Raw genomic sequence first — 14,561 nt, 5'->3', positions numbered from 1 at the left:
CGAATAATATAGACCAGCACCCGGAGCGGAGCAAGTTGTTGCAGTGCGGCGTGTACGCGTTTGCTACATCTGCTGGAACAAATGCGTGTTGCCCCGGCTGACCTCGAGTTCCTCGTCCGAATTGCGCACGCGTACCATCTGGCGGCCGCGCAGGTCGCGCTTGACTTCGGCGATGGCGTCCACGCGCACCAGCGTGGAGCGGTGGATGCGCCAGAATTCTTTCGGGTCCAGCTCGTCTTCCAGCTCTTTCAGCGTCTTGCGGATCAGCACTTCGCCTTCCAGCGTCTGCACCCGCGTGTATTTTTCATCGGCGCGGAAGAACAGCACTTCGCGCGTGCTGATCATGCGCAGGCTGGTGCCCACCTGGGCCTGTATCCATTTCAGGAATTCCTGCGGCTTGCGCTGCGCCGTGTGCGCCAGCAACTGCGTCAACTGGCGCTCGATATTGTCGGGCGATCTGCCAAGCCGCGCCTGCAGCCGTTCGCAAGTGGTCTTCAGGCGCTCGCCGCCGGCCGGCTTGAGCAGGTAGTCCAGCGCGCCTTGCTCGAAGGCCTCGATGGCGTACTGGTCGTAGGCGGTGACGAAGACGATGTGGCAGCGGTTGAACAGCATGCGCGCCGCTTCGATGCCGGACAAGCCGGGCATGCGGATGTCGAGGAAGACGATGTCCGGCTGGTGCAGCCCGGTCAGCGCGATGGCTTCCACGCCGTTGGCGGCCTCGGCCACGATCTGCAGCTGCGGCCAGGCTTCGTGCAGGCGGGCGCGCAGCAGCTGGCGCATCGGCTCTTCGTCGTCGGCGATGATGGCGGTCGGGGTCTTCATTACAGTTTGCTTCCGGCAAAAATGTCTGGCGCGAAGGGCATGCGGATGATGGCGCGGGCGCCGCCGTCCAGCGGTGCTTCAATGATGAGCTGGGCGCGGCTGCCGTACAGCAGGCGCAGGCGCTCGCGGATATTGGTCAGGCCCAGGCCGTCGCCGGCGTGCACGTCGAAGCCCACGCCGTCGTCCTGCACTTCGATCTGCAGCACATTGCCGGCGGCGGTGCTGCTGGCGCTGGCGCGGATGTCGATGCGGCCGCCTTCCACCTTGGGTTCCAGGCCGTGCTTGATGGCGTTCTCGATCAGCGTCTGCAGCATCATGGGCGGGAAGGACGCGCTCAGCAGGTCGGGCGCCACGTCGATGGACACGGCCAGCCGTTCCCGCATGCGGGCCTGCATGATGGCCAGGTAGGCCCGCGACAGCTCGATCTGGCGGCCCAGCGTGCCGTTGCCCTTGGCGCGCATCTGCGGCAGGGTGGCGCGCAGGTAATCGATCAGGTGGGCGTGGATCTTGGCCGCTTGCGGCGGATCGGTTTCGATCAGCTGGCCGATCAGGGCCAGCGTGTTGAACAGGAAGTGCGGCTCGACCTGGGCTTGCAGCGCGGCCATTTGCGCTTCCACCAGACGGCGCTCCAGCGTTTCCGTGCCGGCCTGCTGCTCGGCCACGCGGGCCTCGCCTTCGGCGCGGCGCTTGCCGCCCGCCAGCACTTTCAGGCCGACCGAAAAGACGATGAGCATCGCGACCGATTCGCCGAGCCGGAACGGTGCGCTCAGCATCAGCGCCACCAGGGCGATGACGGCCAGTTTTCGCCATTCAACCTGGGCCAGCCAGTCGAAGAAGTTCCACCACAGGGTGCGGGCGGTGTCTCCCACTTCGCCGATGAAAGCGAACAGGCTGCGGGTGCCTTTTTTGGTGCGGCTGAATGCCATTTCAGTAGTCCTTGCTCAGGTTGCTTTGCTTGTTGCGCTTTGCCTATTGCTCTTTGTTCTCGTGCACGTGCTTGCTGGCATTGTGGCCGGCGATCAGCGCGATGGCGATCTTCAGCAGCAGGAAGATGGCGAACAGCGTCAGCGCCAGCGGCAGAATGGTCAGCAGCAGCGCCATCATTATGCAGCTTGCCAGCAGGGCAGGCCAGGACATGCGCGACAGGGCGCGGGTGAAAGCGCGGCCGATCTGCTGGGCTGCCAGGCCTACTTCGCGGAACACGCCGCCGATGGTGCGGTTGATGGTTTTCATAGTGACCTCCGTGGTTGGTATGGTCACAATGTATCAAGCGGCTCCGGGCGGCGCAGCCGCTTTCCGACGAATCGGCATTTCTGCGGGATAAGCTGCGCGCAGGGGGCGGCGAATTGCGCCGGACTGGGCCGGCTAAGTTCCGCGCTGCGCTTCCCAGTCCGCGCGCAGCAGGCCGAAGAAGTCGGTGTCGCAGATTTCGCCGTCCACGATCCAGCGCTGGCGCAAATGGCCTTCGTGCACGAAATGCAGGCGCTTGAGCAGCGCGGCCGAGGCGGTGTTGCGCGGGTCCACGTCGGCTTCGATGCGGTGCAGGTCGAAGGCCTGGAAGCCGTGGCTGATGGTGGCCGCGATGGCTTCCTGCATATAACCCTTGCCCCAGTGCGCACGCGACAGGATGTAGCCCATCTCGCAGCGCCGGTTCTGGCGGTTGAACTGGTGCAAACGGCACACGCCTATCAGCTCGCCCGTCGCCGGGAGGGTCAGGCCCATGGTGAAGATGGAGCCGTCCGCGTAGCCGGCCAGCGTCATGGCCACGTGGGCTTGTGCCTGGGCCTGCTCCTGCCACGGCGGGCTGCTCCAGTAGCGCATGGTCTCTGGGTCCGAATAGATGCCGAACAGGGCGGCCGCGTCCGCCTCCTCGATGTGGCGCAGCACCAGGCGCTCGGTTTTCAGTGTGATCTTGGGCAAGCTTGCCATATTTCTACCGGTTAATTTAAGTTCCCAAAAGGCACTATCGTGCTAAAATTACACATAGTGTTACTTTAATGCAAATCAATCAAAGTTGCAAAAGAGGTCAAATTGATGCCTTTCCGCTCCCTTCTTACCACGCTCGTCCTGGCCGCTACCGGCCTGCTGCCGGCGGCTGCGCACGCCACGGCCCTGTCGGCCATGGAGATCCTGAAGCAGTTTAATACCGTGGTGCTGGGCAGCGCCACGTCCAGCTCGCATACCGACGGCCGCACCTATGTGGGCGGCGCCTTGTCCGGCGGCGACTACGTGCAGCACGTCAACGACACCCCGGCTTCCAGCTACGCCGGCCTGACCGTGGCCGGCTCGGCCAGCAACGTCAAGGTGAACGGCCTGGGCGCCGTGATCGGCGGCGGCCTGAGCAACTCCACCGTCAACCAGGGCAGCAGCGTCATCAAGGGCGGCGCCAGCAACAGCAACCTGAACGGCAAGGCTTATGTGGAAGGGGCAAGCAGCGGCAACAACTTCAACGGCGGCAAGCTTTCCACGCCGGACGAGCTCATGCTCGCCAACCTTGCCGCATCGACTTCCACCAACTTCGGCAGCGTGCTGGGCGGCCTGTCGTCCAGCCTGAAAACCCTGGGCAGCACCGGCAGCAGCGTGACCTTCGACGGCAACCTGGCCATCTTCAACGCGGTGGTCAACGCGAACGGCCTGGCCGTGTTCGACCTGACCGCCATCGATACCGTACTGTTCACCAAGGGCGAGTTCCGTTTCAACCTGAACGGCGCCAAAACCGTCATCCTGAACACCGACGTCCAGAGCGCCAGCCTGGGCGCCAATTTCCTGGGCGGCTCGGCGCAGCAGTACGGCAGCCAGCTGCTGTGGAACTTCTACAACGCCACCGATCTCACCGTCAACAGCCAGTGGGGCGGCTCGCTGCTGGCCACCGGCGCTTATCTGACCAATAACCAGAATATCGAAGGCGGCGTCTACGTCAACGGCCTGGACCAGCGCGCCGAAATCCACCTGCAGAGCTTTACCGGCACGCTGCCAGGCAGCAATAATGGTCTGGCGGGCCGTCCTTCGGCCGCCGCGCCGGAGCCGGCCAGCATGGCGCTGCTCGCCGCCGGCCTGGGCGTGATGGGCCTGCTCGGCCGCCGCCGCAGCGCGGTCAGCCGGGCGCGCTGATCGTCGCCAGCACCATGCGCACGATGGTGGCCTCGCCGTCGTCGTAATCCTTGCGGGTGAGCTGCTTCTTGTCCAGCACCAGCGCCATCTGCGCCGAGAAATCGGCGTAGGACTGCGTCATCGCCCAGATCATGAAGATCAAATGGGTGGCGTTCAGCGGCGCGATGCGTCCCGCCGCGATCCACTTCTCAAACACGTCGATATCCTTGCGCAGCAGCGGCACCACGCGGCTTTTGATCTGCTCGCCGTACAGCTGCGCGCCGCTGATGATTTCCATCGCATACACCTTGGACGCCCACGGCTGCTCGCGCGAAAAGCGCAGCTTGGCCTGGATGTAGGCGCGCAGCACTTCGCCAGGTTCGTGCTCCTCGTCGGCCAGGCTTTCCATGCGCTGCAGCCAGTCGTCCAGCACGTCGTCCAGCACGCGCTGGTAGAGCGCCTGCTTGGTGGGGTAGTAGTACATGAGGTTTTGCTTGGACATGTCGGCCGCTTCGGCGATGGCGGCGATGGACGTGCCCTCGTAGCCGCATTCGGCGAACATGCGCACCGCCACGGCGGCGATGTCCGCTTCCAGCTTGTCGCGGTTGATCACGCGCCGCTTCACCTTGGGCGCGGCAGCAAGGCCTGGAACCATATTCAGTTTCACTTCTGGCATGGCGTACTTTCTAGCGAGGTTGGACGGATTGCAGGAACTGGCGCAGCTGCGCGCTGTCGCTGTAGGCTGCGTTGAAGCGGAACCAGATGCTGGCGCAGGGGCGCAGCATGAAAAATTCGCCCGGCGACAGCAGGATGCCGGACTTGAGCGCCAGGTCGGCGATGGTCTTGCCATTCAGTTCGGGCGTGGGCGCCTGCTCCCAGCCGGCGCTGACGAACATGCCGCCGCGCGCCTGGGCCAGCGGCCGCAGTCCGGCCGCCGCCAGGTTCTCGGTGCTGCGCGCGCGGCTTTCCTCCAGCTGGCTGACCAGCTTTTCCACCATGCGCTTGTAGGGCCGCGCGGTCACCGCGTGGAACACGGCGCGCTCGTTGATCTCGGAGGTGGTCAGCCCGGCCAGCATCTTCACACGCAGCAGTTCGGGCAGCAGCGAGCCCGAGGCCGAGATGGAACCCACCCGCAGCACCGGCGACAGCGTCTTGGAGAAGCTGCCCACGCGTATCACGCGCCGCAGGCCGTCCATGGCCGCCAGCGAAGCCTCGCCGCGCGGCGTGAGCTCGCGGTAGATGTCGTCCTCCACCAGCCAGAAGTCGAACTGCTCGGCCAATGCCAGCAGGCGGTGCGCCTGCGCGTGCGTGAGCGAAGTGCCGAGCGGGTTTTGCAGCACGGTGTTGACGAACATGAGCTTGGGGCTGTGGAGCCTGGCCTGCTCGGCCAGCACGGCCATGTCCAGGCCATTCGCGCCGCGCGGTATGCCGACCGGGATGCAGCCGTGGTGGCGTATCAGCGACAGCAGGTTGCTGTAGCCCGGATCTTCCACCAGCACCGTGTCGCCCGGCTTGGTGAGCGTGCGCAGCACCAGGTCGAAAGCGTGGGTGGCGCCGTGCGTGAGCAGGATCTGCTCCGGCTCCACCGGATACAGCTCGTCGCTCAGCACCGCCGCCATGTGCTGGCGCAGCGTGGGAAAGCCGAGCGGATGGCCGTAGCCGCGCAGGCGGTTGGCGGGAATGCGCATGGCCTGGCGCACCGCGTCGAGGATGGTGTCCTCGCCGTACAGCTCGGGCGGCAGCCAGCCCGCGCCCACCGGCAGCGCTTCGGACACGCCGGAATACAGCTCGGGCGTGAGCGCGTCGATGTGGACCGGGGCGGGGTGGAGGGGCTGCGGCAGCAAGGTGGCGGGCACGTCCTGGCGGGCCACGAAATAGCCCGAACCGCGGCGCGAAGACAGCAGGCCCAGCGTGACCAGGCGGTCGTAGGACTCGACAACTGTAAAGGTGGACACGCCATTACACTTTGCGAATTGTCTAACCGACGGCATTTTTGTGCCGATGCGCAACTCCCGGCGGGCTACCATGGCCGTAATGGCGGAAACGATCTGGTCCACCAGGCTGCCTTTGCGCGTCCGCTCTATGGCCAGCACGGGCCAGCCGCCGCCTTCGCCGGGGGCGCAGCCTGCTTCCTGCGCTGCCGTTAGCTCATCCATTCTTGGTTTCCAAATAAAGTTATATCAAAACTGTATTGTTTTTGTAACCTGTACGGTTGGCTGGTTTTGCTGATTGTGTATCTGTGCCATAGTGAAGCCGCTGACTATTATTGCACCATGATTTTGCCAACTGGTAAAGATTTTTACGGTTTGTAAAAAATTAAGGAGAAATGCATGAACGAGTCCCGCCCAGCATCCATGTCGTCCTTCTGGATGCCGTTTACGAACAACCGCGATTTCAAAGCCAACCCGCGCCTGCTGGTGTCGGCGGAAGGCGTGTACTACAAGGACGTGGACGGCAACGCCATCCTGGACGGCACGGCGGGCCTCTGGTGCGTACCCTGCGGCCACGCGCAGCCGAAGATTGTGGCGGCGGTGCGCGAAATGATAGGCCAGCTCGATTTCGCGCCCACCTTCCAGATGGGCCACCCGGCCGCCTTTGACCTGGCCGAAAAGCTGATGGAGTACAGCAACCACAAGTTCGGCCATGTGTTCTACACCAACTCCGGTTCGGAAGCGGTGGACACGGCGCTCAAGATCGCGCTGGCCTACCACAAGGCGCGCGGCGAGGCGAGCCGCACCCGCCTGATCGGCCGCGAGCGCGGCTACCACGGTGTGGGCTTCGGCGGCATCTCGGTGGGCGGCATCGCCGGCAACCGCAAGCCTTACGGCGTAATGCTGCCCGGCGTGGACCACCTGCCGCACACGCACAACCTGGAGAAGAACGCCTACACGCGCGGCGAGCCTGAGCACGGCGCCAACCTGGCCGACGAACTGGAACGCATCGTCGCGCTGCACGACGCGTCCACCATCGCGGCGGTGATCGTGGAGCCGGTGGCCGGGTCCACCGGCGTGCTGATCCCGCCCAAGGGCTATCTGAAGCGCTTGCGCGAGCTGTGCACCAAGCACGGCATCCTGCTCATCTTCGACGAAGTGATCACCGGATTCGGCCGCCTCGCCACGCCGTTCGCCGCCGACTACTTCGGCGTGGAGCCGGACATGATGACCACCGCCAAAGGCCTGACCAACGGCGTGATCCCGATGGGCGCGGTGTTCTCCAAGAAATTCATCCACGACGCCTTCATGGAAGCGCCGGCCGGCATAGAGCTGTTCCACGGCTACACCTACTCGGGCCACCCGGTGGCCTGCGCCGCTTCGCTGGCGACGCTGGAAGTGTTCAAGGAGCAGAACATCCTGGAGCACGCCAAGGGCCTGCAGGAATACTGGGCCGACGCGGTGCATTCGCTGAAAGGCCTGCCGCACGTGATCGACATCCGCAGCATCGGCCTGATCGCCGGCATCGAGCTGGCGCCCATCGAAGGCAAGCCCGGCGCGCGCGCCTTCAATGCGTTCAAGAAGGCATTCGCGGACGGCATTTTGATACGCACCACCGGCGACATCATCGCGCTGTCGCCACCACTGGTGTTCGAGAAAAAGCATATTGACGAGTTGTTCGGAAAGTTGGCGAAGGTGTTGAAGAATCTCGACTAAAGGCAGGGGTCAGACCCCATCGGGTCTGACCCCAGAATCTAAAAGGAGACAGCCATGCTGGTAGGCGTACCGAAAGAGATCAAAAATCAGGAATCGCGCGTTGGCCTTACCCCGGCCAGCGTGAAAGAGCTGGTCCTGCGCGGACACCAGGTTCTGGTGCAAAAAAACGCAGGCGCGGCCATCGGTCTGACCGACTCGATGTACGAAGGCTCGGGCGCTTCCATTATCGATACGGCGGCAGAAATCTTCGCCCGCGCGGAGATGATCGTCAAAGTGAAGGAGCCGCAGCCGCAGGAGTGCGCCATGCTGCGCGAAGGCCAGATCCTGTACACCTATCTGCACCTGGCGCCGGACCCTGAGCAGACCCGCGCGCTGGTGAAATCCGGCGCGGTCTGCCTGGCGTATGAAACCATCACCGGCGCGAACGGCGGCTTGCCGCTGCTGGCGCCGATGAGCGAAGTGGCGGGCCGCATGTCCATCCAGGCCGGCGCCGCGCACCTGGAGAAATCCAAGGGCGGCATGGGCCTGCTGCTGGGCGGCGTGCCGGGCGTGGCGCCGGGCCACGTGGCCATTATCGGCGCCGGCGTGGTGGGCACCAATGCGCTGCAGATCGCAGTGGGCATGGGTGCGCGCGTAACGGTCCTCGACAAAAGCGTGGACCGCCTGCGCCAGCTGGACCTGGTGTTCGGCAACCGCGTCTCCACCATGTATTCCAACGCGCACACCATCGAAGAAGCGGTGCTGGACGCGGACCTGGTGATAGGCGGCGTGCTGGTGCCCGGCGCGGCCGCGCCCAAGCTGGTGACCAGGGACATGATCTCGCGCATGAAGAAGGGCGCGGTGGTGGTGGACGTGGCCATCGACCAGGGCGGCTGCTTCGAAACATCGCACGCCACCACGCACGAGCAGCCCACCTTTATCGTGGACGGCGTGGTGCATTACTGCGTGGCGAACATGCCGGGCGCGGTGGCGCGCACGTCTACCTTCGCGCTGAACAACGCCACCATCGCGCACGCCGTGGCGCTGGCCGACAAGGGCTGGAAACGCGCGCTGCAGGCGAACCCGCATTTGAAGAACGGATTGAACGTATGCCAGGGCCATGTCACCTATGAAGCGGTGGCGCATGGCCTGGGCTACCCCTATATTTCGGCCGACTCCCTGTTGGCCTGACCGGAGCAAGCAGCATGAGCGATTTAGACACCATTACCCATTACATCAACGGCGGCAAGGTTGATACGCACAGCGGCCGTTACGGCGACGTGTACAACCCCGCGCTGGGCGAGCCGGTTGCGCGCGTGGCGCTGGGCACGGCGGAGGAAGTGGATGCGGCCGTGCAGGCCGCCGCTGCAGCCTTCCCGTCCTGGTCCGCCACGCCGCCGCTGACGCGCGCGCGCGTGCTGTTCAAGTATTTGCAGCTGTGCCAGCAGCACACCGACGAATTCGCCGCCATGCTCACCCGCGAGCATGGCAAGACCTTCAGCGACGCGCAAGGCGAAGTGGCGCGCGGCATCGAGATGGTGGAGTTCGCGGTGGGCATACCGCAAATGCTGAAAGGCGAATTCACCGACCAGATCTCGCGCGGCATCGACGCATGGTCCATGCGCCAGCCGCTGGGCGTGGTGGCCGGCATCACGCCGTTCAACTTCCCGGTGATGGTGCCGATGTGGATGTTCCCGGTCGCCATCGCCTGCGGCAACACCTTTGTGCTCAAGCCTTCCGAGCGCGATCCGTCGCCCTCGCTGCTGCATGCCAGGCTGCTGAAGGAAGCGGGCCTGCCGGACGGCGTGTTCAACGTGATCCAGGGCGACAAGGTGACGGTCGACGCGCTGCTGGACCATCCCGTGGTGCAGGCGGTGAGCTTCGTCGGATCCACGCCTATCGCCGAATACATCTACGCGCGCGGCAGCGCAAACGGCAAGCGCGTGCAGGCCTTGGGCGGCGCCAAGAACCACATGGTGGTGATGCCGGACGCGGACATGGACATGGCCGTGGATGCGCTGATGGGCGCGGCCTACGGCTCGGCCGGCGAGCGCTGCATGGCGATCTCGGTGGTGGTGGCCGTCGGCGACGCGGGCGACAAGCTGATAGGTGCACTGAAACAGCGCACCGCCGCACTGAAAGTACGCGACGGCATGGAGGCAGGCGCCGAAATGGGGCCTGTGGTCACCAGCGCAGCCAAGCAGCGCATCGAGCGCCTGATCGGCGAAGGCGTGGAGCAGGGCGCCACGCTGGTGGTCGACGGACGCGATTTCAAAGTGCCGGGACGCGAGAAAGGCTTCTTTGTCGGCGGCACCTTGTTCGACCATGTGACGCCGGATATGACCATCTACAAGGAAGAGATCTTCGGCCCCGTGCTGTGCGTGATGCGCTGTCCGGACGTGGTGCACGCGGTGGAACTCATCAACAGCAACGAGTACGGCAACGGCGTGGCCATCTTCACGCGCGACGGCGGCGTGGCGCGCGAATTCGTGCGCCAGATCCAGGTGGGCATGGTGGGCGTGAACGTGCCGCTGCCGGTGCCGATGGCCTTCAACAGTTTCGGCGGATGGAAGCGCAGCCTGTTCGGCGACCATCATGCCTACGGTCCGGAAGGCGTGCGTTTCTACACGCGCCACAAGGCCGTGATGCAGCGCTGGCCGAACACCGCCAGCGCTGGCGCGGAATTTGCATTTCCGCAGATGAAGTGACTTTGACTGCCGAGGCCAGCCTCACGGGGCTGACTTCAGAATTTTCCTTGGGATTAAAAACATGATCGCCACACTCACACACCTACCGCAGCCCAAAGCCACGAACGCCGAGTTGGGCGAACACTTCACCGACCTGGCGCCGCCGCTGAACGCGCGCCAGGCCGCGATAGAGAGCGCGCGCTGCCTGTACTGCTACGACGCGCCGTGCACCCGCATCTGCCCATCCGAGATCGACGTGGCCAGCTTCATCCGCAACATCCACGACCACAACGTGAACGGCGCGGCGGTCGGCATCCTCAAGCAGAACATCCTGGGCGGCAGCTGCTCGCGCGTCTGTCCCACCGAAATCCTGTGCGAGGACGCCTGCGTACGCAACGACGACGCCGAAGGCCAGCCGGTGAAAATCGGCCTGCTGCAGCGCTACGCGCTCGACAACATGACGCTGAAGGACCATCCCTTCCAGCGCGCGCCGTCCACCGGCAAGACCATCGCCGTGGTGGGCGCAGGCCCCGCAGGCCTGTCCTGCGCGCACCGCCTGGCAATGCTGGGCAACGACGTGGTGATCTACGAGGCGCAGGAGAAATCCGGCGGCCTGAATGAATACGGCATCGCCAAGTACAAGCTGACCAACGACTACGCTCAGAAGGAAGTGGAGTTCCTGCTCGGCATAGGCGGAATCGAAGTGCGCCACGGCCAGACGCTGGGCGGCAACGTGCAGCTTAAAGACCTGCACGCGCAATATGACGCGGTGTTCCTGGGCCTGGGCCTGGGCGCCAGCCGCGCGCTGGGTTTGACCGGAGAGGAAGCGCCCGGCCTGCTGGCCGCCGTGGACTATATCTCCGAGCTGCGCCAGGCGGATGACCTGAGCAAGCTGCGTGTGCCGCGCCGCGCCATCGTCATCGGCGCGGGCAACACCGCCGTCGATATGGCGGTGCAGATCCAGCGCCTGGGCGCGGAGGAAGTGACGCTGGTGTACCGCCGCGGCTTCGACGACATGAGCGCCACCCACCACGAGCAGGAGATCGCCAAGGCCAACCAGGTGCGCATGCGTACCTGGGCCGCGCCGCAGCGGGTACTGCTGGACGGAGACGGCCGTGTGTGCGGCATGCGTTTCGAGAACACGGTGCTGGACAACGGCAAATTGAAAGGCACGGGCATCACCTTCGAGCTGCCGGCCGACGCGGTGTTCAAGGCCATCGGCCAGAGCCTGGACGGCGCCAGCCTGTCGGACCCGATGGCGTCCACCATTGCGCGCGACGGCGACAAGATCCACGTGGACGAGTTCTACCGCACCGTGGTGCCCGGCGTGTATGCCGGCGGCGACTGCGTGGCGCCGGGGCAGGACCTGACGGTGCAGGCGGTGCAGCACGGGAAGCTGGCCGCGCAAGCGATACATCAAGACATACTTCTGAAAGTGGAGGCTGCATAATGGCCGATCTGAGCGTAAGTTTCTGCGGCATCAAATCGCCCAACCCGTTCTGGCTGGCTTCCGCGCCGCCGACCGACAAGGCTTACAACGTGGTGCGCGCATTCGAGGCAGGGTGGGGCGGCGTGGTGTGGAAAACGCTGGGCGAAGACCCGGCCGCCGTCAATGTATCGTCGCGCTATTCGGCGCACTACGGCAAGAACCGCGAAGTCCTGGGCTTCAACAATATCGAGCTGATTACCGACCGCTCGCTTGAGATCAACCTGCGCGAAATCACGGAGGTGAAGAAAGCCTGGCCGGACCGTGCCATCGTGGTGTCGCTGATGCTGCCTTGCGAGGAGAAGCTGTGGGCCGACATCCTGCCGCTGGTGGAAGCCACCGGCGCGGACGGCATCGAGCTGAACTTCGGCTGCCCGCACGGCATGCCGGAACGCGGCATGGGCGCGGCCGTGGGCCAGGTGCCCGAGTACGTTGAAATGGTGACGCGCTGGTGCAAGACGCACACCAAGCTGCCGGTGATCGTGAAACTCACGCCCAACATCACCGACGTGCGGGCGCCTGCACGCGCCGCCCACAACGGCGGGGCGGATGCGGTATCGCTGATCAACACCATCAACTCCATCACCCACCTGGACCTGGACCGCATGGTGGCCTTCCCCGCCGTCGGCAACGCCAGCACGCACGGCGGCTACTGCGGTTCGGCGGTCAAGCCGATCGCGCTGAACATGGTGGCCGAGATCGCGCGCGATCCGCAGACCAAGGGCTTGCCGATTTCCGGCATAGGCGGCATCGGCAACTGGCAGGACGCGGCCGAGTTCATCGCGCTGGGCGCGGGCTGCGTGCAGGTGTGCACGGCGGCCATGCTGCACGGCTTCCGCATCGTGGAGGAGATGAAGGACGGCCTGTCGCGCTGGATGGACGAGAAGGGCTACAAGAACATCGGCGAGTTCATGGGCAAGGCGGTGCCGAACACCACGGACTGGAAATACCTGGACATGAACTACCAGGTGATTGCGCAGATCAACCAGGACGACTGCATCAAATGCGGCCGCTGCTACGTGGCCTGCGAGGACACCTCGCACCAGTCCATTGCGCAGCTGATCGATGCGGCGGGCGTGCGAACCTACGAGGTGATCAAGGAGGAATGCGTGGGCTGCAACCTGTGCGAAATCACCTGTCCCGTGCAGGGCTGCATCACCATGGTGCCGCAGGATACCGGCAAGCCCTACATGAATTGGACGCAGGACCCGCGCAACCCGCGCCGCGAGGTCAAAGCCGCGTAAGATATGGCGGGTTACGGCGTGCCGCCTAACCCCGCCCTACGAATCACCAGGCGACGTAGGGCGGGTTAGAGCGAAGCTCGTAACCCGCCAATAAGCCGCAACTTCCCGGGAGAGATGCAGTGAGCAATGACTTGTCCGGCAGCACCCAACTCTGGAACGAAGACCTGGCGCCCACCAGCGCCGCGCAGCGCACCTGGCGCTGGTACCACTTTGCCGCCCTGTGGGTCGGCATGGTGATGTGCATCCCGGCCTACACCTTGTCGGCCAGCCTGATCGAAGGCGGCATGTCCGCCTACCAGGCCGTCTTCACGGTGTTCCTCGCCAATGCCATCGTCCTGCTGCCCATGCTGGCCATCGGCCACGCCGGCACCAAGTACGGCATCCCGTACGCCGTGCTGGCGCGCGCCTCCTTCGGCACTTCCGGCGCGCGGCTGCCGGCGCTGATGCGCGCCATCGTCGCCTGCGGCTGGTACGGCATCCAGACCTGGTTCGGCGGCCAGATGATCTACACGCTGATCGGCGTGCTGCTGGGCGGCGAGATCGGCGGCGCCAAGATCGCCGGCCTGGGCATCAACGGCATGCAGCTGCTGTGCTTCCTGGCCTTCTGGGCCATCCAGTTCTGGTACATCGTTCACGGCATGGACGCCATCCGCAAACTGGAGACCTACACCGCGCCGCTGAAAATCCTGATCTGCTTCGTTCTGCTCGGCTGGGTCTACCAGAAGGCGGGCGGCTTCGGCCCGCTGCTGGACCAGCCTTCGCAATTCGTGGAAGGCGGCAAGAAGGCCGGCCAGTTCTGGTCCACCTTCTGGCCCTCGCTGACGGCCATGGTAGGCTTCTGGGCCACGCTGGCGCTGAACATCCCGGACTTCACCCGCTTCGCCAAGACCCAGCGCGACCAGCTGGTCGGCCAGACCGTGGGCCTGCCTGTGCCTATGGGCCTGCTGGCCGCGCTCGCGGTGATCGTCACGTCGGCAACGGTGGTTCTGTACGGCAAAGCGATCTGGGACCCGGTGGACCTGGCCAGCCGCATGACCGGCGTGGCCGTGCTGGTGGCGCTGGTGATACTGCTGATCGACACCGTCAGCGTGAACCTGGCCGCCAACCTGGTGGGGCCTGCGTATGACTTTTCCGCGCTGGCGCCCAAGCGCATCAGCTACCGCGCGGGCGGCTATCTCACCGCCTCCATTGCCATCGTCATGATGCCGTGGAAGCTGCTGGAGTCCACCCAGGGCTATATCTTCACCTGGCTGATCGGCTACTCGGCGCTGCTCGGTCCCATCGCGGGCATCCTCATCATCGATTACTACTTCATCCGCAAGACGGAACTCAACGTGGAGCAGCTCTACCGCGAAGACGGCCAGTATTCCTATGGCAGCGGCTGGAACCTTGCGGCCATCGCCGCCTTCATCGTGGGCGTGGCGCCGAATATTCCCGGCTTCCTGAACGCCGCCTTCCCGGCGTCCTTCCCCGGCGTGGCCGATGTGTTCAAAACGATTTATACCTATGCCTGGTTTGTCGGCATTGCCATCTCGGCGCTGGTCTACGGCGTCATGATGAAGGGCCGCGCGCCCGCAGCGCTGCGGCCGGCCGCACAACCGTAGTC

General features: G+C 64.8%; 13 protein-coding genes. 7 read left to right on the top strand and 6 right to left on the bottom strand.

Annotation, left to right across the window (positions count from 1 at the left end):
- Positions 1–63: 63 nt before the first annotated feature.
- The 4 genes from GTP77_RS12875 to GTP77_RS12865 form a co-directional block, all read right to left on the bottom strand.
- Positions 64–822 carry a LytR/AlgR family response regulator transcription factor gene (locus GTP77_RS12875; RefSeq protein ID WP_161072558.1) on the bottom strand — a complete coding sequence of 253 codons (759 nt, stop codon included), beginning with the start codon at positions 820–822 and terminating at the stop codon, positions 64–66.
- Complete coding sequence (locus tag GTP77_RS12870) at positions 822–1,748, bottom strand: sensor histidine kinase (RefSeq protein WP_161072557.1); 927 nt, start codon at positions 1,746–1,748, stop codon at positions 822–824. Before GTP77_RS12870 ends, GTP77_RS12875 begins: the two co-directional genes overlap by 1 nt.
- A 43-nt stretch (positions 1,749–1,791) precedes the next feature.
- On the bottom strand, positions 1,792–2,055 hold the full coding sequence (locus GTP77_RS30195; RefSeq protein WP_187358700.1) for a hypothetical protein: 264 nt from the start codon (positions 2,053–2,055) through the stop codon (positions 1,792–1,794).
- 132 nt (positions 2,056–2,187) lie between these two features.
- A complete protein-coding gene (locus GTP77_RS12865) occupies positions 2,188–2,751 on the bottom strand; it encodes a GNAT family N-acetyltransferase (RefSeq protein ID WP_161072556.1) in 564 nt (187 codons plus the stop codon).
- 105 nt (positions 2,752–2,856) lie between these two features.
- On the opposite strand from GTP77_RS12865, the gene GTP77_RS12860 reads away from it, so the two are divergent.
- Positions 2,857–3,933, top strand: a complete 1,077-nt coding sequence (locus GTP77_RS12860; RefSeq protein ID WP_161072555.1) for a collagen-binding domain-containing protein — start codon at positions 2,857–2,859, stop codon at positions 3,931–3,933.
- Here GTP77_RS12860 and GTP77_RS12855 read toward each other — a convergent pair.
- Both GTP77_RS12855 and GTP77_RS12850 read right to left on the bottom strand, forming a co-directional pair.
- A complete protein-coding gene (locus GTP77_RS12855) occupies positions 3,917–4,588 on the bottom strand; it encodes a TetR/AcrR family transcriptional regulator (protein ID WP_161072554.1) in 672 nt (223 codons plus the stop codon). The genes GTP77_RS12860 and GTP77_RS12855 overlap by 17 nt on opposite strands.
- Before the next feature lie 10 nt (positions 4,589–4,598).
- Positions 4,599–6,068, bottom strand: a complete 1,470-nt coding sequence (locus GTP77_RS12850) for an aminotransferase-like domain-containing protein (RefSeq protein ID WP_161072553.1) — start codon at positions 6,066–6,068, stop codon at positions 4,599–4,601.
- 174 nt (positions 6,069–6,242) lie between these two features.
- Here GTP77_RS12850 and aptA point away from each other — a divergent pair, with 174 nt between their 5' ends.
- The 6 genes from aptA to GTP77_RS12820 all read left to right on the top strand — a co-directional run bounded on the left by aptA (position 6,243) and on the right by GTP77_RS12820 (position 14,559).
- A complete protein-coding gene (gene aptA / locus GTP77_RS12845; RefSeq protein WP_161072552.1) occupies positions 6,243–7,559 on the top strand; it encodes an omega-aminotransferase AptA in 1,317 nt (438 codons plus the stop codon).
- A 54-nt stretch (positions 7,560–7,613) separates the two neighbouring features.
- Entirely contained in the window at positions 7,614–8,729 is a 1,116-nt protein-coding gene (gene ald / locus GTP77_RS12840; protein WP_161072551.1) for an alanine dehydrogenase, read from the top strand.
- Positions 8,730–8,743: 14 nt separating this feature from the next.
- Positions 8,744–10,246: a CoA-acylating methylmalonate-semialdehyde dehydrogenase gene (locus tag GTP77_RS12835; RefSeq protein ID WP_161072550.1), complete on the top strand. Its 1,503-nt coding sequence runs from the start codon at positions 8,744–8,746 to the stop codon at positions 10,244–10,246.
- Between the two features lie 61 nt (positions 10,247–10,307).
- Entirely contained in the window at positions 10,308–11,675 is a 1,368-nt protein-coding gene (locus tag GTP77_RS12830) for an NAD(P)-dependent oxidoreductase (protein ID WP_161072549.1), read from the top strand.
- A complete protein-coding gene (gene preA, locus GTP77_RS12825) occupies positions 11,675–12,955 on the top strand; it encodes an NAD-dependent dihydropyrimidine dehydrogenase subunit PreA (protein ID WP_161072548.1) in 1,281 nt (426 codons plus the stop codon). The genes GTP77_RS12830 and preA overlap by 1 nt, the downstream gene beginning before the upstream one ends.
- 119 nt (positions 12,956–13,074) lie before the next feature.
- Positions 13,075–14,559 carry an NCS1 family nucleobase:cation symporter-1 gene (locus GTP77_RS12820; protein ID WP_161072547.1) on the top strand — a complete coding sequence of 495 codons (1,485 nt, stop codon included), beginning with the start codon at positions 13,075–13,077 and terminating at the stop codon, positions 14,557–14,559.
- Positions 14,560–14,561: the final 2 nt, after the last annotated feature.

This window comes from Pseudoduganella aquatica, assembly GCF_009857595.1.
GTDB classification, from domain to species: Bacteria; Pseudomonadota; Gammaproteobacteria; order Burkholderiales; family Burkholderiaceae_D; genus Rugamonas; species Rugamonas aquatica_A.
Note: the sequence above shows the minus strand (reverse complement) of the source record. Positions and strands in the feature narration are given on the sequence as shown.